We start from the raw sequence: 19,833 nt of genomic DNA, 5'->3' as shown, positions 1-19,833 counted from the left end.
CCAGTCCGACTTTCTCGGCTTCAGAAGCGCCGTCTGCCGCCAGTGCGCCGAGCGCGGGGGTGTCTCTGCCCGCTGCCAGCTTGCTGTTCCAGGCTCCGGACTTGTCCAGCTTTGCGCCGGCAGCACCAGCTGAAGAAAAACGTACTCGTAATAACCGTTCTAATCAGGCCAGCTCTGCCGCCGAGACTGAGCCGGAAAGCCACAGCCGAAAGAAGTCCTCTTCTGCTAAGAACGAGTCGGCATCGAGCTCCCGGACCAATTCGAAGACCTCCAGCCGTAAAAAAACCTCGGCGCACGATGAGTCTGAAAGTGGGAACGCGACCGCCGCCGAGAAAGACACGACTTCAGAGGACGAAAACAGCACGACGCGCCGGCGGCGGCGGCGGACTCGTTTCGATGGCGGGGAAGGCGAGGGAGTCAAGACACTGGACGGTTCCACGCGGCTGGAAGCGAAACGGATTCGTCGTAAGGCGGGGCGTAAGGAAAGTCGCAAACGGACCCCGATTACGGAAGCAGAATTCCTGGCGCGTCGAGAGAACGTGAAACGAGAGATGGTCGTGCGCGAGCGTGACGGTTTGAATCAGATTGCCGTTCTCGAGGATGGGTTACTGGTCGAGCATTACGTTTCGCGACACACCCAAGAGACAGCCGTGGGTAATATCTACCTGGGCAAGGTGCAAAACGTGCTGTCCTCGATGGAGGCAGCTTTCGTGGACATCGGCAAGGGACGCAACGCCGTTCTCTATGCCGGAGAAGTGAACTGGGACGCTGCCGGTCTGAATGCTAAAACCGGGCGTATCGAGGACGCACTCAACCCCGGCGACCTGGTTTTAGTGCAGGTCACAAAGGATCCAATTGGACATAAAGGCGCCCGTTTGACATCTCAAATCACTCTGGCGGGCCGTCACCTGGTGTTGGTGCCCAGCGGGGCGATGACCGGAATTTCACGCAAGCTGCCCGAGGAAGAGCGCAAACGTCTCAAGGCTCTGCTGAAAACGATGATTCCGGCCGGTTACGGAGTCATCGTACGGACCGCCGCTGAGGGGGCTACGGAAGAACAGTTGCGCGCTGATGTGGAACGCCTCACTCGAATTTGGCAAGAAATCGAGACAAAACAGCGCAAGACCCGCAACGGACCGGTCCTGTTGCACGGGGAACCGGAACTGGCCGTGCGAGTCGTGCGTGACATATTTAATGAGGACTTCCGCTCTCTGACTATTCAGGGTGACAACGCTTGGAAGACCATTTCTAAATATGTGTGCGATTTGTCTCCAGAGTTAAAGGACCGCCTGAAGCATTGGGAAGGCGAGGACGACATTTTTGCCGCCCACCGCATCGATGAACAGCTTGCGAAAGGTTTCGAACGTAAAGTGTGGCTGCCCAGCGGCGGTTACCTGATTATTGACCGGACCGAAGCGATGACGGTTATTGACGTCAATACCGGGCGTTACATTGGTGCGGGGGGAACCCTGGAAGAAACCGTCACCAAGAACAACTTGGAAGCAGCCGAAGAAATCGTGCGTCAGCTGCGGCTGCGCGACATTGGCGGCATTGTCGTCATCGACTTTGTGGACATGGTTATCGAGTCGAACCGGGATCTGGTGCTGCGGCGCTTGGTGGAATGTCTGGGACGTGACCGGACTCGTCACCAGGTCACCGAAGTAACCTCCCTCGGTTTGGTTCAGATGACCCGCAAACGGGTCGGACAGGGACTGGTTGAGGCGTTTTCGACCCAGTGTGAATGCTGTGACGGACGCGGCTTCATCGTCCACGATGTGCCGGTCGAGAACAACGGGCAAGCCCCGGAAGACGTGGTGTCCCATCCCGCCCCCCGGCGCGGATCCTCGTCTGGAGCCAGCTCGAAACGTGCCCGGTCTCGCGCCAAATCCGTGAAAGAAACGAATCCGGAAGTGCGTCAGACTATGGCGGCAATCGCTACCGCCGCTCACGCCTCCGAGGAACACGAGCCACCCGCACCCGAGCAATCGCACTCGTCGCGAAGCAAGGAACCAAAACTGCTGACAACGCCTCCTGAAAAGCCCTCCTTGGACAAAGCTAGTGATAAGCCTTCCCTGGACAAAGCCAGCGAGAAACCCGCTCTGGACGGGGCGCAAGAGCGCCTGGAAATCACCAGCGCCAACGGCTCCGCGGATAGCGCCGCGCCGCGTCGCCGCCATCGCCGGGCCGCCTCCACCGGGGTCATCAATACGGATTCCGCGGACGCCGATATTGTGGTTTCACAAGGGTAGTTCCCGGATTTTTTCGCAGCTCGCCCGGTTTGCCGGGGGTCTGCCGGCAGTTATTGGAGTGAGGCGTTTTGGGTAACCTTCTGGGCGGGCAAAACCTGCACGTGGAATATCCGGACAAACTCCTGCTCGACGACGTCACGGTCGGGGTTTCCGCCGGGGATCGTATCGGGATTGTAGGGCGCAACGGAGACGGCAAATCAACGCTGCTGCGGGTACTGTTCGGAACTCAGCAGCCGCATTCCGGGCTCGTCACCCGACGCAACGGGCTGCGAGTCGCCTTGCTGGGGCAGGAGGACGCTCTGAGCGGCTCCGACACGGTGGAAACCGTGCTGCTGGCAGGCTCTGAGCATCACGAAGTTCTCAGTGACCCGCGGATTCGCGAAGTGCTGGATGGGCTGTTGCCCGCCATCGCGTGGGAATCGCCGGTAGAGGCGCTGAGCGGGGGACAGCGCCGACGCCTCGCCCTCGCGAAACTCCTGATTGGCGATTGGGATGTCATCGGACTGGACGAGCCCACAAACCACCTGGATATGGAAGGGGTGGCATGGCTGGCGCGTCACCTCAATCGCCGCTGGTCAGACCGAGATGGCGCCCTGTTGCTGGTGACGCATGACCGGTGGTTTCTCGATGCGGTGTCGCGCGACACTTGGGAAGTTCACGACGGGATGGTGGAACCCTTTGAAGGGGGATACGCGGCCTACATTTTGGCTCGCGTAGAACGTGACCGGCAGGCCGCTCTCGCCGCCGAAAAGCGCCAAAATCTGTTACGCAAAGAGCTGGCGTGGCTACGGCGCGGAGCCCCGGCCCGAACTTCCAAACCGAAGTTTCGCATCGACGCAGCCAATGCGCTCATTGAGGACGTTCCGCCGGTGCGAGACACGGTGCAGCTGGTGAAACTGGCCACCGGCAGGCTCGGGAAAATCGTTGTGGACCTAGTGGACGTGGACTTTTCCTACGAGGGGCCGGACGATTCCCGCCCGGTCTTACGCGATGTGACCTGGCGGGTAGCGCCGGGGGAGCGCGCCGGAATCTTGGGGGCTAACGGGGCTGGGAAGTCGACCCTACTCGGTTTGCTGGCGGGGGATCTCACCCCGACTCGGGGGCGGCGTCGCGAAGGCAAGACGGTTCAGATTGGTATCTTGGACCAGGAGTTTCGGGCGCTGCGTGAGATTGCGGATTACCGCGTCTATCAGGTCTTAGGTAAGCTCAAAGGCTCTTTTGAGGTGGAAGGTAAGGAACTGAGCCCCGCCCAGATGTTGGAACGTTTGGGGTTTAACTCCTCTCAGTTGCAAGCCAAGGTCGGGGCGCTGAGCGGGGGACAGAAACGGCGTCTGCAGATTTTGTTGCTACTGCTGGAAGAACCGAACGTGATGATTCTGGACGAGCCCACCAACGATATTGATACCGATACCTTGACCGCTTTGGAAGACGTGTTGGACGCTTGGCCGGGCACGTTGCTGGTCGTCTCCCACGATCGCTACCTCATCGAACGGATTACCGATAACCAGTACGCCGTCATTGACCACGGGTTGCGCCACCTTCCCGGAGGCGTGGACGAATACCTGGAGTTGGCCGAACAGGCGCGGTCGACCAGCCGACTCAAGTCTGACGAGCCGTCGACGTCGCAGAAACCCCTTGTGAATGGAAAAACCGATTCCAAAGCCGACTACGAAACCCAAAAACGTCTGCAATCCCTGGAACGTAAGATTGCCAAAGCCACCGCGCAGGTGGCCCAAATTGAATCACAGCTGGCTGAGACAGACCCCGCCGACTATGAAAAACTGGCGGATTTGGCCAAAGAGTTGCAAACTGCCCGCGGTCGGGTCGAACAACTTGAGGAGCAGTGGCTGGACGTGGCGGAAGGGCTTTAGATTTGGGCATTCGTAAAGACTGAACTTCCCCCCGGCAACTCGATAAGCTGGAAACATGAGTGAAGACCCCACCCCGACTGTACCGTCGGGCATTCCCGAGCTGGATGCCCAGTCCGTGCGCGATGTCAGCGAACGCGCCCAGATGCTGATTATTACCGGCATGAGCGGGGCCGGTCGCAGCCAAACCGCCCAGGTCTTGGAGGATTTGAACTGGTATGTGGTGGACAATCTGCCTCCGCGTATGCTCGGTCCTTTGGCGCGCATGATGACTCCCGGCGGGGAGGGTGTGCACCGTCTGGCCGTCGTGGTCGACGTGCGTTCGCGCAGTTTCTTTTCGGAATTTATGTCGACCCTAGATGCGTTGCGGGAAGCCCAAGTTGACCTGCAAGTTTTGTTCCTCGATTGTTCCGACGCGGTGCTGGTGCGCCGCTACGAACAGGTGCGCCGCCCCCACCCCTTGCAGGGCGAAGGGCGGATTATGGACGGGATTGCCTCGGAACGGGAGCTGCTGGGGCCTATCCGCGACCGTGCCAATATCTATGTGGACACGACCCATATGAATGTTCACGACCTGGCCAGGCGAATCCGCGAACTCGTGTCCGGGGAGGCCGCCAATGGATTGAATGTGACGGTGATGAGTTTCGGGTTTAAATACGGTTTACCCATGGACGCCGATCACGTGGTCGATGTGAGATTTTTCCCCAATCCCTACTGGGTGACGGAACTGCGGCACCTGACCGGGCGGGATGAAGCGGTGGCGAAATACGTCTTGAGTCAGCCCGGGGCCAGCGAGTTTGCTCAGCATTATGTTGACACTTTGGCCCCGGTGCTCAACGGTTACCTGCACGAGTTAAAGCCGTTTGTGACAATTGCCGTGGGGTGTACCGGGGGGCAGCATCGTTCGGTGGCGATGGCAGAACGCCTGTCCAACCTGCTGCGCTCTAAAGGTTTTCAGGTACGCACCGTGCATCGTGATATCGGTAAGGAATGACTCGGGGGTGAGCTAGGTATGAATGTACAGGGACATTATTTTCAGCCTCCCCAAGATTCCGTGTGGCCCGGACGCGCGACCGGCCCGAAGGTGGTGGCTTTTGGCGGGGGGCACGGGCTGTACGCTACGCTTTCGGCTTTGCGCCACCTCACCACGGATCTCACGGCAGTCGTCACCGTGGCCGACGACGGAGGCTCCAGCGGACGTTTACGTCAAGAGTTTGACCTGCTACCTCCAGGGGACTTACGCATGGCGCTGGCGGCCTTGTGCGATGAATCCGATTGGGGTCTGACCTGGCGCGATATTCTGCAGTTTCGGTTTAAATCAAACGGGGAGATGAACGGACACAACCTGGGCAACCTATTGCTGGCTGGTTTGTGGCAGATTCTCGATGACCCGGTCGCGGGTCTGGAATGGATGACTCGGTTGTTGGATGCGCAAGGCCGAGTGTTGCCGATGTCTACCGTCCCCATGGCTATCGAAGCTGACTTAGAAGTGGAAGGGCGGGTTCAAACGATACGCGGACAATCCAAGATTGCGAAAGCGCCGGGGGTGGTGCGGGGAATTCGTCTGGATCCTCCTGACGCGCCGGTTACCCCGCAGGTTCTGCAGGCGGTCGCAAGCGCGGATTGGATAGTGCTGGGTCCGGGTTCCTGGTACACCTCGGTGATGCCCCATCTGCTGATTGCGGACTTGCGGGAAGCGTTGGTGCACTCGCCGGCACGGAAAGCCCTGGTGCTGAATCTCAGCCGCCAACGCGGAGAGACGCAAGACCTGACACTTCCTGATCATTTGCGGGTTTTACATCAAATTGTCCCCGAGCTGCGGCTCTCAGTGGTGATTGGTGATCCTGTTTCGGTGACGGACATCGATGACTTGCAAAATGCCGCTAACGAACTGGGATGTCAGGTCATGTTGCGCCAAATTTCCGTCGGGGACGGCACCGCTCGTCATGACTTCTTGCGATTAGCAGCCGCATTCAGAGATGCCATGAGCGGAAACTGGGGAGATTTGTCCAGTATCGAAGAGCTCGACAATCATTAGTTAGAATAGTGATTGGACTCACTGACCGGCTCTCAACCATGCCGGTTTTCACAACCAGGAGGAAGTTAAACTATGTCCCTGACGGCTGTCGCAAAAGATGAACTCGCGGGGGTTCGCGTCGAGTCGCGAGCTGATTTTCGCGCTGAAATATCTGCGTTGCTGCGGTTTGCGGGGGGAATCCACCTGGTGGCTGGCTCCATAGTGGTGGAAGCGGAACTGGATCACGCCAATAGCGCGAAACGGCTACAGCAGGCTTTGCTGAATCTGTACCACACGAACTCCTCCGTGGTGGTGGTCAGTGGAACCGGAATCCGAAAAGCGGATCGCTACGTGGTGCGAGTGGTGTCCGGGGCAGAGAAACTGGCAAAAGAAACCGGGCTGTTGGACAAACAGGGTCGTCCAGTGCGGGGGTTGGCCCCGGAAATCGTGTCAGGACCCCTATCCGGCTGCGTCGCCGCATGGCGGGGAGCCTTCCTGGCCCGCGGTTCGCTGGCGGAACCAACTCGGTCCTCAGCGCTGGAAGTGACGGCGCCCGGCCCCGAGGCGGCCCTCGCCTTGGTAGGTATGGCTCGACGTATGGGGGCGAACGCCAAGTCACGCGAGGTGCGTCAACTATCTCGGGTAGCCGTGCGGGAAAACGACTCAATTAGGGCTTTACTGACTCAGATGGGCGCGGACGCGGCCTTGCGTGAGTGGGCAGATAAGCGTGAAAAGCGTGAGAAGCGCGGGGAAGTCAACCGGTTGGCAAATTTTGATGATGCCAATATGCGCCGGTCCACCCGGGCTGCCGTGTTGGCGGGGGCACGCGTGCGCCGGGCTTTTGAAATCCTGGGGGACGACATTCCTCCGCACCTCATTTCCGCGGGGCGTTTGCGTCTGGAATACAAGCAGGCTTCACTGGAAGAACTCGGTCAGCTCAGTGAACCGCAGCTGACGAAAGACGCAGTGGCGGGCCGAATCCGCCGCCTGTTGGCCATGGCTGATAAACGGGCAGAGGAGCTGGGAATCCCCGACACCGAATCTGGGTTGAATTCCGAAGTGTTGGACTCATGAATATCGCCGGTGGCACCGCCTTGACTCTGAGCCCAGACCCGAGCAACCCCGTTCGCGGCGACATGAGGTTTCCATGAAAGTCCCAGACTTTCCCAAAGCCTCCGAGATTCCCACGCAACCGGGGGTGTACCGGTGGCGTGACGGCCGCGACCGGGTTATCTATGTGGGTAAAGCCAAGAATCTGCGTAATCGGCTCACGTCTTACTTCGTCGACCCCGCGCGTCTGCACCCGCGCACTGCGAAAATGGTCGCCAGCGCCGCTTCGGTATCCTGGGTAGTGGTCGGTTCCGAGGTCGAAGCCCTGACCTTGGAATACACCTGGATTAAAGAACACGACCCCAAGTTCAACGTGATGTTTAAGGACGATAAGTCCTACCCGTACTTCGCGGTGACGATGAACCAGGAATATCCGCGTATGGGAGTGCTACGCACCGCTCACCAACACGGAGTGCGCTATTTCGGGCCCTACACGGCGGTGTGGGCGATTCGTCAAACCCTGGAGCTGTTGCAAACTGTATTTCCGGTGCGGACCTGCTCTGACGGAGTGTTTTCCCAGGCTCAAGCAGCTAATCGGGCGTGTTTGCTGGGCTATATCGGACGTTGCGCCGCGCCGTGTATCGGCCGCGTCAGCGCTGCACAGCACCGTGAACTAGCCGAGAAAGTCTGCGACTTCATGAGCGGGCGTGATGCCGGGTTCTTGCGCGAAATCGAGACTGCCATGTGGGACGATGCCCAGGCTTATCGCTTTGAGGACGCGGCCCGGAAGAGGGATCAGCTGGAGGCGTTGCGTAAGGTTTTGGAAAAAAACGCTGCGGTGCTCAGCGATGACACGGACGCGGATTTGTTTGCCCTTGAGGCCGATGAACTCCAGGTTTCCGTCCAGGTGTTTTATGTACGTGCGGGGCGGATTCGCGGGCAGCGCGGCTGGGTGAGCGCGCGGGAAGAGGACCTTGACGAAGCCTCCCTGATGGCAAGGGCTTTGGAACAAATTTATGGAGAAGCGGCGGCAGACCTCGCTCGTGAGGGGAGCGCTGCGCGGACGCGGCGGGTCGGTCCCAGTTCCGCCAACGATACGGCGCATTTCGATACTTCCGTCATTCCCAAGGAGATTCTGGTTTCCGTTTCCCCGACCGATGTGGGCGTGCTGCAGCGCTGGTTGAGCGCGTTGCGAGGGTCTCAGGTGAGTATTCGGGTGCCGCAACGGGGAGCGAAACGTGAAGCCCTGTCCCGGGTGCAGCTCAACGCGGTGGAGGGGTTGCGCTTGTACAAGACTCGGCGAGCCCGGGATTTGACCCAGCGAAACCTGGCCTTGAATGAGCTGGGACGCCTGCTCGACATTGATCCACCGCTACGGATTGAGTGTTACGACATTTCTCACACACAAGGCACATTTCAGATGGGTTCCATGGTGGTGTTTGAGGACGGCGCCCCCCGCAAAGACGCTTACCGGAAGTTTTCAATCCGGGGAGCTGACGGCACGGGTACCCCCGACGATACAACCGCCATGAACGAGGTGCTGCGCCGGCGCTTTGAACGCCTCATTCAAGAGGAAAACAGCCCGGGCGCGGGGCTGCCTGGAACCGATGCGCTAGCCACGGCGAGCGGCACGGAGATTGTCGAAACGACGAATCCTTCCCCTCAGACGGCACAATCTGGCGCTATACCCCCCTTGGGAACGGAAAAAGAACCGCGGCGGTTTTCCTACCGTCCCGATTTGGTCGTGGTGGATGGAGCACTGCCCCAGGTTCATGCTGCTCGGGCGGCGATGGATGAGGTAGGGGTGTGGGATATTCCTGTCGTTGGACTGGCAAAACGCTTGGAGGAAGTCTGGCGGGTAGACGACGACTTTCCGGTCATTTTCCCGCGCACCTCCGAAGCCCTGTATTTGCTGCAGTATTTACGTGATGAATCCCACCGTTTTGCCATCAGCGCACATCGCAAGAAACGTTCCCAAGCTATGACCCGTTCGATTCTGGATGCTGCCCCAGGAGTCGGTCCCGCCCGACAAAAGGCGTTGCTTAAACATTTCGGGTCGGTCAAGCGTTTACGTGAGGCCAGTGCCTCCGAGATTGCCCAAGTCCCTGGTTTTGGCCTGAAAACCGCGGAAAACCTCGTGGCTTTCCTAAACAATTCCGGGAATTCTGGTAAAAATTAACATATGTCCGATAACCCAACTGAACTGCGTCTGCGAGGAATCAGGTTTAACCTTTTGGCGAAAAACCTGGTCAGTGGCGTTGCCGTGTTGTTAACTCCGGGGCTGATATTTTTAGTCTCTCTGGTAGTTCTGTTTCGCCTGTTGAGGAGGGTTGGCAGCAGTACCCAAGGCACGCCCAGCGTGAACCTTACCGTGGTGGTTGGGGTGCTGATTGTTGTGGTAGCTGCCGGAGCCACCGCGGCATGGTTACTCATCAGATTCATTTCCCGTTCCATTACCGATGCGGCCAGCTCGGTGCGGCGCAGTGCCCAGGCGATAGCGGCGGGAGATTTTACGGTTGCGGCGCGGGGAGTGACCAATGACGAACTGTCCGATTTGGCGCGGGTCATGAATGAAACTCGTTTGGCGCTCAGCCAGCTGATGAATGAAACTCGCAGCGTGTACCATCAGGTTTCTGAGGAACAAACCGGATTGAACGGTGCGGTCGATGCCTTGGGAGAGGCCGGTGGCAAGGTCGGCCAGGAAATCGACACGGTGACGCCACAAGCCCGGATGCTCGCCAAGTCTGCCGCACAACTGGCCGCTGCCGCTGCCGAGATTTCCTCCTCCCGCAGTGACATTGCCCGCCACACTGAGGAAGCCCTAACCATTGGACACAGCGAAGTGGAGAACTTGGCTGAACTCTCTCAGATTATTCAAAAATTTCAATCCCACAGTCAAGACATTTCTGTTTCTGTGGATCAGATTGCGCAAATCGCGGAACGAACCAGTCTGTTAGCTTTGAACGCCACCATTGAATCGGCGAAAGCCGGGGAAATCGGGGCGGGTTTCGCGGTCGTCGCCGGCCAGATAAAAGAACTTGCGGTACAAACCAGCACCGCGGCGGCGGCGGTGACGGAGGCTTCTGCAGAAATCCAGAAACGCTGTGACCGGGCTGTGGGGGTGACTGCCGACGTTACCGAAAAATTGAACCAAATTAATGACTCGCAGCAAGTTTCCGCCCAAGCCGTGGCTGACCAAGCTGCGGTAGTGGCCTCGATGGAGGCGGCCTGCGCGGGAGCTCTCGACCAGTCTCGCGCCCTGAGCGAGGAAATCGTGACTATCACCGAGGCCGCCGCTCAGTCTCAAACCAGCTTGCAAAACATTGACTCGGAATCTGACAAAGTGGAGGAAATTATTTCTACCACCCGCGCTATGATTCACAACCTCCAGATGGTTGAGGACACGGGTGAACTGAATCTGCGAGAGCTGGGGGAATCGGAGGAACAGTCATGAACAGAAAGCTGGTCTCCATCGCCGGACAGTTCCGGCTCACTGCCTACTTGAGCTTTGGATTCTCCGCGCTTTCAGTGGTGTTGCTGCTGGTGGGGTTGAATCGAATCCTTTCTCTGGGAGACCAACCCCAGGTCCAACAGCGCGAAATTTTCACCCAAATCATCATCCAGGTCATTTTGATAGTGATTTTGGCAATCCTGGGAACGGTCATTGGTTTTACCATGCGAGCTCGAATCCGCCGCTCGGTGAAAGCCGTGTCCCTGACCCTGGCAGATTCCGCGGCGGGCAATTTTACGAAACGTGCCCAAATCTATACCAAAGATGAAATCGCAGATTTGTCGCAGGCAGTAAATGAAGCGATGGTTTCCCTATCCTCCCTGGTGGTCAATCTGCGCAGCGGGGTGGACGGACTGCGGAATTTTGCCGCGGTTGCCGGTAGCCAGGCCGAAATCGTCAAAACGGGCAACGACCGGGTTCTAGATAGCAGCAATCGACTGGCTGAAACCGGGACGCAACTGGGACAAACGGCGCAAACTTTGACGGACAACGGTATCGCGGTGGCGGGGGACATCGCGCATTTGTCCGAAATTGCCTCCAGCAATGAAATTTTGCGTTCCGACGGTATCGCGGCGGCACGCGATCTGAACACCGCGGTAACCGAGCTGAAAACCTCGGTGGAAAAGATTATGGCTTTGATGACGGATATTTCTGTTATCTCGGAGCAAACCAATATGCTGGCACTGAACGCCACCATCGAGGCCGCCCGCAGTGCGGAAGCCGGGCGCGGTTTTGCCGTGGTCGCCAACCAGGCTAAAGATTTGGCTTCGCAAACTGCCGAAACCACTGGTGAGGTCATCAGCCAGGTCGCCCAACTGCAGACCCAAGCGGACGCCGGGGAACAGCGCATCGAATTCCTGTTGACCCAGCTGGAGGCATTGAGCGCCTCTCAACAGGCCGTCAACCAGGACGTTAACCGTCAAGAAACCGCCCTGTCCAAAGCTAATACCGGCATCGATGAGGTGCGTTCTTTTTCTAATGAACTGTTCACCCATTCGCAATCCTTAGCGTCCCACTCGCAAAGTGCCCACACTCAATCCGAGCAGTTCCAAGAACATATGAGCGTGGTGCAAGACGCCGTCTCGACCCTAGACGAGCGAATGGCTCGGTTTACGGTCTAGCCACCTTTCAGGATTGTCCAGTGAGTTTGCAATTTACCCCCTCCGCAGTCCTGCGTCTGGTTGCTTTCGACCTAGACGACACGCTGGCACCCTCAAAAATGCCGCTTGACACCGAAATGGCGGCCGTCCTGGCCAAGCTCCTGAACAGGTATGAAGCGGCCATTATTTCTGGCGGCCAGCTCTCTCAGTTCCAATCCCAAGTTCTTTCCCGACTCGCCGACCAGCCGGTCCCAAAGCACACACTGCATCTGCTGCCCACCTGCGGCACCCAGTACTACCGGATGGAACCGGGAAGCGACCCGGACAAACTGGTGCGTGTCTACCGCCGGGACCTAGCGGCGGACCTGCGGCAACAGACTGTTGAAATTATCGAAGCGACCGCTCGTGAACTCGGCTTGTGGGCGGCCTCGCCGTGGGGCAACATCATCGAGGATCGCGGCACCCAGGTGACGTTTTCCGCCTTGGGACAGCACGCTCCGCTCGCCGCAAAACGAGCCTGGGACCCCGATGGCTCCAAGAAAACCGCATTAGTGAGGGCGCTGGAAACGCAGTTGCCCCAGTTGGAGGTGCGCAGCGGCGGTGCCACTTCGGTGGACGTCACAGCTCGTGGAGTGGATAAAGCCTATGGCATCCGCTCCCTGCTGGAATCGACCGGATACGCACCACTGAACCTGGTGTTTTTGGGGGATCGCCTCGACGAACGGGGCAATGATTACCCGGTGTTGGCGACCGGGGTACCGTGTCAAGCGGTGAGCGGTCCCGAGGACACTTTGGGCTGGCTACGGCGGTTGCTGGCCTAAAGTTCATAAGTTTCGGTGGGCGAGGAATCGCTTACGGGCGGTATCGCGGCGGTCGCCCAGCAGGCGATAGCGATGGCTCCTGCCACGTTGAGCGAATCGACTCCGTGGGCCATCGTAATGCGCACCACTTTATCGGCTCGAGCAATGGTTCGCGGTTTTAACCCGTCCCGTTCAGCTCCCGCAATGAAAGCCACCTTTCGAGTCGGGTCGCCAGCCAGTTCCGCCGCATAATCTCGCAGGTCTTGGGAGTCTTCGCGTAGCGCCAGTGCGACCAGTTCAAAACCAGCCTCGTGAAATAACACCGGGTCGGGCCAGCGTTCCAGCCGGGTCCAAGGCACTTGAAAAATCGTGCCCATCGAAACCCGTACCGCCCGGCGATACAGCGGGTCAGCGCACGAGGGTGTGACCATGATGGCGTCGTAACCGCAGGCGGCGGCACTGCGCACCGCCGCTCCTACATTCGTGTGATCCACCAAATCTTCCAGAATTAACACCCGGGAGGAACTGTTCAGGATTTCGCGCGGATTCAGAGCTGGTTTGCGCTGCATGGCCGCTATCGCCCCGCGGTGCAGATGGAAACCCACCAGGCGCTCCAGGAGGGCTTCCGGAGCCACAAACACGGGAATGGGACCGCCATCGTCCGCGAATCCGGTGGCGGGGCTGGCAGCGAGCAACGGGCGGATAATCTCCAGCCAATGCGGGGCTAAAAGCAGGGAACGCGGGGTATATCCGGCGCGCAGGGCTCGGCCGATGACTTCGTTGGATTCCGCCATAAACAGTCCCTGTTCAGCTTCCAGACTGCGGCGCAGATTCACGTCTTTTAACTGGGTGTAGTCACGGAGAAATTCCGGGTAGGCAGTGAGGGAATCCAGGTCAATCAGCACGCTTAATTGTGCCTTTTAATCCCCAAAATTCCCAACTTTAGACCGAAAACAAGCGGATTTACAGAGTTTTCCACAAGGGGGCTGAAATGGGGGTTTTCCACAGGTAAGAAAATCTGTTCTCGACACCCGCCCCGGTTTTCAGAACACTAAATCCCAGAAGGCGCGGCACCAACCGGGCCTGGGGAAATGCCAGAAAGGAACACATATGGCGACTTTGGAAATTATGCAAGAACTACGGAATTGGAGGGCAAAGGAAGTACCACATCATGACGTTAGCTGCGATTGTGAGCGCTGTAACTTAGCAAAGACCATGTCTTTGGAAAGTCTGCGGGGACTCATCGGCAATCCTCAGCTGGATCCGGGCATTTATGGACCTCGGGGCTGGACGGTGCTGGAGGGGGTTACCACCCTGACTCTGCCTTATTCGGATTGGATGTGGTTTGACATGGCTCGTGAATATCCCGACGTGGATGTGGAGGAAATGGTCGACTATTTGCCGTACTCAGATGGGGACGCGTGGCTAGCCACCCAACTGTTGAAAGTGATACCGCCCAATGCATTGGACGAACGGCAAAACTACGCTCCGCGGGTGGAGGATTTGCTGCAGCTCGTGGCTCAGCATCCCGCTGAAACGTTCTTTTCCGGATACATGATTGGACCCCAGCGCTTTGATGAGCGTTTGAGCATAGATACCATTTTCGTCTCGCCGCATCTGCTGGGGCTCGGTCCTGACGAGGAGGATCCGCATGCGGCCTATGCCGGTCTGAAGCGGTTTGAGTTAGGTGAGGACGCCTGTCCCGATGAAGTCAGCGTCTTTTATAATCGGCATCTAAATCGGCAACTGTGGCGTTTTTGGTGGGATTAGTCAGGCTCAACGCGAGGTGGTAGGCCGTCTCAGACCGGTCAGAAGCTAGCTGTGAGTCAGTTCCCGATTGAGGCGTGCCGGCCAGGCGGGGCCTTCATAAATGAAAGCCGAGAATCCTTCGATGAGGTTCGCGCCGGCAGCCAGCATGGCTCGGGCATCGTCAACGGTCGAGATGCCGCCGACCCCGATAATGGTTTGCTCAGGGCTCAGGTTCGCTCGCAACACTTTAACGACCTCCAGGGCGCGGCTCCGCAACGGTGCGCCCGACACTCCGCCAGCACCCAAATCGTGCTTGATGGTCGTGTTGGTCGCCACCACCCCAGCTAAACCCTCATCCATAGCCAGCTGTGCCACGGCAATGACATCTTCATCAGCCAAATCCGGGGCGATTTTTACAAACACGGGCAACTCGGATAGCCCTTGGAGTTTCAGTTCGCGCTGCACCGCTTTGACGATGGGACGCAGGGAAGAAACCGCCTGCAGGTCACGCAATCCGGGGGTGTTTGGTGAGGACACGTTGATAACCAGGAAATCTACGAGGGCAGCCAATACTCGCGTAACTTTACGGTAATCCGCCGCGGCTTTTTCGGGGGGAGTGACCTTATTCTTACCGATATTGGCCCCGATGATGATGCGCTCTCCATATTCGGCTCGCCAGCGCCGTAACCGGCGGGCTGCCACTCGCGCGCCTTCGTTATTGAAGCCCATCGCGTTGCGTAGCGCTCGCTGTTGCGGCATACGCCACAAGCGCGGACGATTGTTGCCGGGTTGCGGCAGGGGAGTGATGGTGCCGATTTCCATGAATCCAAAGCCCAGCGCATCCCACATGGCGACAGCGCGGGCTTCTTTGTCCATGCCTGCCGCCAAGCCCAGAGGGCCATAAGTGCGAAACTCTCTACCCGAAAGGTCGGGGTCGAAATTTGGGCGGGGGAGAGGCCAGATAAAGGTTGGTTCGCCACGGCGGACTATTCGGGAAGCCGCCTGGCGTGCCAACCTACACCGCCCCCAGAACTCCAGCCAGTCGATTGCGCGGCGATGCACCCATTCGGCGTCGAGCTTCACGAAAAGGTGACGAAACACAAACTTGTACATAGAGACAAGTCTAGTCGGGACAGAAAAGGAACGACCCTAGGGACGCTTCAACGGAGACTTGTGGCAATCATCGGGCTGCGTATGGACCACAAAATCACCCAGCACATCATCGATGAGAGCGTTCAAATGGTCGTCAATAGTCACGTCCAGAGCTCCCAAGTTGTCCTCAATCTGAGACGCTTTGGAGGCTCCAATAATGACGCCGGAAACATTCGGGCGAGCCAGCAGCCAGGCCAAAGCTAGCTGATTCATGCGGCAACCGGCTTCTTCTGCTACCCGGCGCAATCCCTGTACTGCGGCCAGCAGGTCGTCCTGCATCCAGCGATGCATGAACTTTCCTCCAACTTTGCTGGCGGCACGCGTCTTTTCCTTCGGAGTTTCCCCCGGACGGTACTTTCCGGTCAACACCCCTTGTGCCAGGGGAGAGAAGCACAAGTGTCCCATACCGTTGTGTTCGCAAGCCTCGACGACCCCGTCTTCGACAACTCGCCACAGCAGAGAGTATTCAGCCTGGTTAGAAATTAGGGGAATCTTCAGTTCGCGAGCCAAATGTGCCGCATCGCGAATCTGGTCGGGATACCACTCGGAAACCCCAACGTAGAGAATTTTTCCGGCCCGCACCAAGTCGGCAAAAGCCAGCATGGTTTCTTCCAGCGGGGTTTCGTAATCGAAACGATGTGCCTGATAGACATCCAGGTAATCCGTGCGCAGTCGCTTCAACGAGTTATGGCAGGATTCAAAAATATGCTTGCGAGACAGCCCGGCGTCGTTTGGCCCAAAGCCCTTAACCGGCCAGTAAACTTTGGACATCAGCACCAAGTCTTGACGATCCACGTCCCTTAAAGCCCGCCCCAAGACTTTTTCAGCAGCGCCATTGGCATAAACATCAGCGGTATCAAATGTAAAAATTCCGTTCTCAAGGGCGGTCCGAACGGTTTTTTCCGCAGTTTTGTCCTCTATTTGGGCTCCGTGGGTGAGCCAGTTACCGAGAATCAGCGAAGAAATCTTAAGTCCAGAGTTGCCTAAATAACGTGTTTCCATGATCCCCAGTCTATAAGCTATAGAGCCTTGACCGCGACTCTTAACGGATGGCAAACGCTGAATTTACGCTGATTTAACAATAAGCCGGCGCAGTCGTTAGGAATCTTGCTGCTGTTTAGCGGCCTTACCGCGCCCCACCTGCGGCTTCGGGCTGCGCCACCGGCGAATCATGATGGCGCGCGTAAATGCATACCAGCGCAGTCCGCGCGGCACATTGTCCGCACCCAGACGCTTCACCACTTTGCGCCGGGCTTGTCCCGCGATGAAACCGGCATCAAGCATGCCCAGAATCAAGACAGCATAAGAACCAATCAAAGTCCAGGTATTGAGTTTTTGAGCCAAATCCGAGTTGTGCCGGTTCAAAATTGACACAGCAATCAAGCTGAGAGCCATGAGCGCCAGCATCGTCACAATCATAAATTCGGCAAAAGAATAGCGAGAATCGATGTAATCTCGGGTCATTCGGCGAGCCTGGCCGCGATGCTGGTAAGGCAGCAAATCCTCGCGACCTGTGCGCAGACCTTCCTGCTCGCGCTCGTAGCGGCGCCGAGATTCCGCGCGCGCCCGTTCCTTCGCGACTTTCTTGTCAACCCCCAGCAGTCCCTGGTAGTTGCGGGCTTCCTGCTGTTTGCGCGAAGGGGTGGGCCCCTTCTTTTGGCGTGGGTTGACGGCGGTTTTCGATTCGCCCGTGTTTTCAGCTTCGCTTGGCTGCTGCTTTTTTAATAGACTCATGATAGGCAAATCATGCCACAGATTTTTTATGTTGGAAAACCGGGAAAGCGACCGGCAAACGAAAATAGGGAAAGGAAAATGCGGTGGAGGAAGTAACCTTGCGTGAACGCGCAACTGCCGATTTCAACAATGTAGTCGAGTTCTTAAAAGGTTTGGTGCGGATTCCTGCGGTGTCCTCGCTGCCGGAACACGCCTCGGATATGCAGGCCAGCGCGGAATACATTGTGAAGAATCTGGAGGCAGCCGGGGCCACGGCACGTATTGTGACCGTGACGGATTCGGAAACCGGGCTAGTTTCTCGCCCCGCAGTTTTGGCTGAAAAGTCCGGACCAGCTGGCGCCCCCACCGTGCTGCTCTATGCCCACCATGACGTACAGCCCACCGGGGACCTGGACAAATGGGATTCAGATCCGTTTGAGCCGGCGGAGCGCGACGGCCGTCTCTATGGCCGCGGTGCCAGCGATGATGGAGCCGGGGTGGCGACTCACTTGGGGATGCTGCGGGCATGGGGTGACGAACTGCCCGTCAACGTGAAAATCTTTATCGAAGGCGAGGAAGAAGTCGGCTCTCCAACCTTTACCGCCTTCCTGGAACAGAATCGGGAATTTCTGCAGGCTGATGTCATCATCGTGACGGATTCCGGAAACTGGGACGTTCACCAGCCGGCCTTGACCACCGGTCTGCGCGGCGTGTTGAGCGTAGACGTGAATGTCAAGACTTTGGATCACGCCGTACATTCCGGGGCTTTCGGCGGGGTCACCGTAGACGCCTTGACCTGCCTGTGTCGGCTCATCGCCACTTTGCACGATCAGAAGGGCAGTGTGGCGGTGCCGGGTTTGGTGGCGAACCCGGTGGCGGACGTGGACTACCCGGAAGATGACTTGCGGAAACAAATGGGTGCTGTGGCGGGGCTGGAACTGACGGGGACTGGTGACCTCGCCTCCCGCCTGTGGACCCAACCAGCCATCAGTGTCATCGGGATTGACGCGCCCAGCATCGCGACCAGCTCGAATACGATTATCCCGCAGGCGAAAGCGCGGATTTCGATGCGTATCGCACCGGGTCAGGATCCTCAAAAGGCGGCGCAAGCGCTATCGGATTACCTGGTAGCTAACGCTCCTTTTGGTGCCGAAGTCAGCGTGGAGTGCCTGGAGACCGGTCCGACTTATGCAGCCAATCTGGATTCTCCGGTGCTGGCTTTGATGCACGGAGCCTTGACCGATGCGTTTGGGGTCAAGAGCGTCAATATTGGGCAAGGCGGTTCGATTCCGTTTATCGCCACGTTCCAGGAGTTTTTCCCCGCTGCCGAAGTCCTCGTGACCGGGGTCGAGGATCCCTACACCAACGCCCACTCTGAGAACGAGTCTCAAGATTTAGCGGATTTGCAAGGAGCCGTGCTGGCCGAAACCCTGCTGTTGGGGCGTTTGGTCAACGGCTCTGCCCCGGCGCTCAGTTAGGTTCAACCCGGTGCGGATTCAGATTCTGGCGACTCTCGAATTCGCCGATTTTGCCCAGGACTTTTGCGAGGCGTGGAGCCAGTACCATCCGGCGGACACCCTGCACCTGGACGTAGCGAATTTGCAGCCGGCACAAGCGCAGGGTGTGAACCCGGACGCTCCCGACCCGGACAGCACCGGCACCGCGCTTGTGAAAGGACTGACCATTGCCAGTCCACGGGAAGTCCGGCTGGACACGCAGGCCGATATATACCTGGTCATCCAGCCGGAAATCACCGATGTGCCCGGCCCAGCTGACTTGGCAAACCTGGTCGTGGCTCGGGCGGCGCGGCGAGGCTTTCAACCAGTGGTGGTCTTGGCCGCGGATTCCCCGCTTTCGCGCCGCCAGCTGCAAGAAACAGGCATCGCGCAAGCCTACTTTCTCGCCGAACATCCCCAGCGCGGGGCGACTGAGTGGGGACGGATTCTGGGCCAAACCTGGCATCTGCCCGATTGAGAGCAACAAGCTATGCTCAGCGGCCATACGCCTAGGTCAGGACGGTTTCAAAACTGAGGAAGAAATACGACATAAATAAGGTTAGACTAAGTCACAGTGTCTTTTGCAGGAAAGGAAATATAGATGGAGACCGCTTCTTTGACCCATGAGGTCACTTTGACCGATGCCGCAGTAGCCAAGATTAAATCCTTACTGGAACAGGAAGGCCGTGATGATTTGCGGCTGCGCGTGGGAGTAGCTCCCGGGGGTTGTTCCGGTTTGATTTACCAGCTCGAATTCGACGACGAACTGTCCCAAGACGATGCGGTACGGGATTTCGATGGCGTTGAGCTGGTCGTTGACAAAATGAGCGTACCCTACCTGGCTGGCGCCACGGTTGATTTCCAGGACACCCTGGCTCAGACCGGGTTCGTTATCGATAACCCCAATGCGGTCAATACCTGTTCTTGTGGGGGATCTTTCCACTAGAAAAAAGCTACGAAAAGTCACGGCGAGCCTGGTTATCTGGGCTCGCCGTTTTTTATAGTTCTGAAGCGGTGCAAACGACGGGGTGGAGCGACAAAGTTGAAAAGCCGATAACGATTAGGCTCGGATGTCGACTTATTCAAGGTAAAATCAAGTTTAAACGAATCTGAACTTGAGTATTCCAG

17 protein-coding genes are annotated in these 19,833 nt (G+C 57.9%); 13 read left to right on the top strand and 4 right to left on the bottom strand.

All coding sequences use genetic code 11. The features are described from left to right. Nucleotides 1-443: 443 nt before the first annotated feature. The 9 genes from SPI05_RS04685 to SPI05_RS04645 all read left to right on the top strand — a co-directional run bounded on the left by SPI05_RS04685 (nt 444) and on the right by SPI05_RS04645 (nt 12,616). A complete protein-coding gene (locus SPI05_RS04685; RefSeq protein WP_321076743.1) occupies nt 444-2,249 on the top strand; it encodes an Rne/Rng family ribonuclease in 1,806 nt (601 codons plus the stop codon). Between the two features lie 68 nt (nt 2,250-2,317). Continuing rightward, complete coding sequence (locus SPI05_RS04680; RefSeq protein ID WP_321076590.1) at nt 2,318-4,120, top strand: ABC-F family ATP-binding cassette domain-containing protein; 1,803 nt, start codon at nt 2,318-2,320, stop codon at nt 4,118-4,120. A gap of 55 nt (nt 4,121-4,175) precedes the next feature. Next, nucleotides 4,176-5,111 carry an RNase adapter RapZ gene (rapZ, locus tag SPI05_RS04675; RefSeq protein ID WP_321076588.1) on the top strand — a complete coding sequence of 312 codons (936 nt, stop codon included), beginning with the start codon at nt 4,176-4,178 and terminating at the stop codon, nt 5,109-5,111. 18 nt (nt 5,112-5,129) lie between these two features. Next, nucleotides 5,130-6,155: a uridine diphosphate-N-acetylglucosamine-binding protein YvcK gene (locus tag SPI05_RS04670; RefSeq protein WP_321076586.1), complete on the top strand. Its 1,026-nt coding sequence runs from the start codon at nt 5,130-5,132 to the stop codon at nt 6,153-6,155. Nucleotides 6,156-6,227: 72 nt separating this feature from the next. Continuing rightward, nucleotides 6,228-7,208, top strand: coding sequence for a DNA-binding protein WhiA (gene whiA, locus SPI05_RS04665; protein WP_321076585.1), 981 nt, complete (start codon nt 6,228-6,230; stop codon nt 7,206-7,208). Nucleotides 7,209-7,281: 73 nt separating this feature from the next. After that, a complete protein-coding gene (uvrC, locus tag SPI05_RS04660; RefSeq protein WP_321076583.1) occupies nt 7,282-9,363 on the top strand; it encodes an excinuclease ABC subunit UvrC in 2,082 nt (693 codons plus the stop codon). 3 nt (nt 9,364-9,366) lie between these two features. Further along, a complete protein-coding gene (locus tag SPI05_RS04655; RefSeq protein WP_321076581.1) occupies nt 9,367-10,638 on the top strand; it encodes a methyl-accepting chemotaxis protein in 1,272 nt (423 codons plus the stop codon). After that, nucleotides 10,635-11,816, top strand: coding sequence for a methyl-accepting chemotaxis protein (locus SPI05_RS04650; protein WP_321076579.1), 1,182 nt, complete (start codon nt 10,635-10,637; stop codon nt 11,814-11,816). The genes SPI05_RS04655 and SPI05_RS04650 overlap by 4 nt, the downstream gene beginning before the upstream one ends. Before the next feature lie 20 nt (nt 11,817-11,836). Beyond that, nucleotides 11,837-12,616 carry an HAD-IIB family hydrolase gene (locus tag SPI05_RS04645; RefSeq protein ID WP_321076578.1) on the top strand — a complete coding sequence of 260 codons (780 nt, stop codon included), beginning with the start codon at nt 11,837-11,839 and terminating at the stop codon, nt 12,614-12,616. On the opposite strand, the gene SPI05_RS04640 is transcribed toward SPI05_RS04645, so the two are convergent. Continuing rightward, complete coding sequence (locus SPI05_RS04640) at nt 12,613-13,500, bottom strand: RNA methyltransferase (RefSeq protein WP_321076577.1); 888 nt, start codon at nt 13,498-13,500, stop codon at nt 12,613-12,615. The genes SPI05_RS04645 and SPI05_RS04640 overlap by 4 nt on opposite strands. 310 nt (nt 13,501-13,810) lie before the next feature. Between SPI05_RS04640 and SPI05_RS04635 the strand changes: the two genes are divergently transcribed. Continuing rightward, on the top strand, nt 13,811-14,365 hold the full coding sequence (locus SPI05_RS04635) for a hypothetical protein (RefSeq protein WP_321076576.1): 555 nt from the start codon (nt 13,811-13,813) through the stop codon (nt 14,363-14,365). A 45-nt stretch (nt 14,366-14,410) separates the two neighbouring features. On the opposite strand, the gene SPI05_RS04630 is transcribed toward SPI05_RS04635, so the two are convergent. The 3 genes from SPI05_RS04630 to SPI05_RS04620 form a co-directional block, all read right to left on the bottom strand. After that, on the bottom strand, nt 14,411-15,457 hold the full coding sequence (locus SPI05_RS04630) for a quinone-dependent dihydroorotate dehydrogenase (RefSeq protein WP_321076574.1): 1,047 nt from the start codon (nt 15,455-15,457) through the stop codon (nt 14,411-14,413). A 36-nt stretch (nt 15,458-15,493) separates the two neighbouring features. Then, complete coding sequence (locus tag SPI05_RS04625; protein WP_321076572.1) at nt 15,494-16,498, bottom strand: aldo/keto reductase family protein; 1,005 nt, start codon at nt 16,496-16,498, stop codon at nt 15,494-15,496. 96 nt (nt 16,499-16,594) lie between these two features. Continuing rightward, nucleotides 16,595-17,230 (bottom strand): DUF3043 domain-containing protein, encoded by a 636-nt coding sequence (locus tag SPI05_RS04620; protein ID WP_298635841.1) that lies wholly within the window; start codon nt 17,228-17,230, stop codon nt 16,595-16,597. An 83-nt stretch (nt 17,231-17,313) separates the two neighbouring features. Here SPI05_RS04620 and SPI05_RS04615 point away from each other — a divergent pair, with 83 nt between their 5' ends. The 3 genes from SPI05_RS04615 to erpA all read left to right on the top strand — a co-directional run bounded on the left by SPI05_RS04615 (nt 17,314) and on the right by erpA (nt 19,651). After that, nucleotides 17,314-18,687 carry a dipeptidase gene (locus SPI05_RS04615; RefSeq protein ID WP_321076567.1) on the top strand — a complete coding sequence of 458 codons (1,374 nt, stop codon included), beginning with the start codon at nt 17,314-17,316 and terminating at the stop codon, nt 18,685-18,687. A gap of 10 nt (nt 18,688-18,697) precedes the next feature. After that, nucleotides 18,698-19,183: a hypothetical protein gene (locus SPI05_RS04610; RefSeq protein WP_321076565.1), complete on the top strand. Its 486-nt coding sequence runs from the start codon at nt 18,698-18,700 to the stop codon at nt 19,181-19,183. Between the two features lie 123 nt (nt 19,184-19,306). After that, nucleotides 19,307-19,651, top strand: a complete 345-nt coding sequence (gene erpA, locus SPI05_RS04605; protein ID WP_321076563.1) for an iron-sulfur cluster insertion protein ErpA — start codon at nt 19,307-19,309, stop codon at nt 19,649-19,651. The last annotated feature ends 182 nt before the right edge of the window (nt 19,652-19,833 follow it).

The organism is Mobiluncus sp., from assembly GCF_034180645.1.
Taxonomy (GTDB): domain Bacteria; phylum Actinomycetota; class Actinomycetes; order Actinomycetales; family Actinomycetaceae; genus Mobiluncus.
Note: the sequence above shows the minus strand (reverse complement) of the source record. Positions and strands in the feature narration are given on the sequence as shown.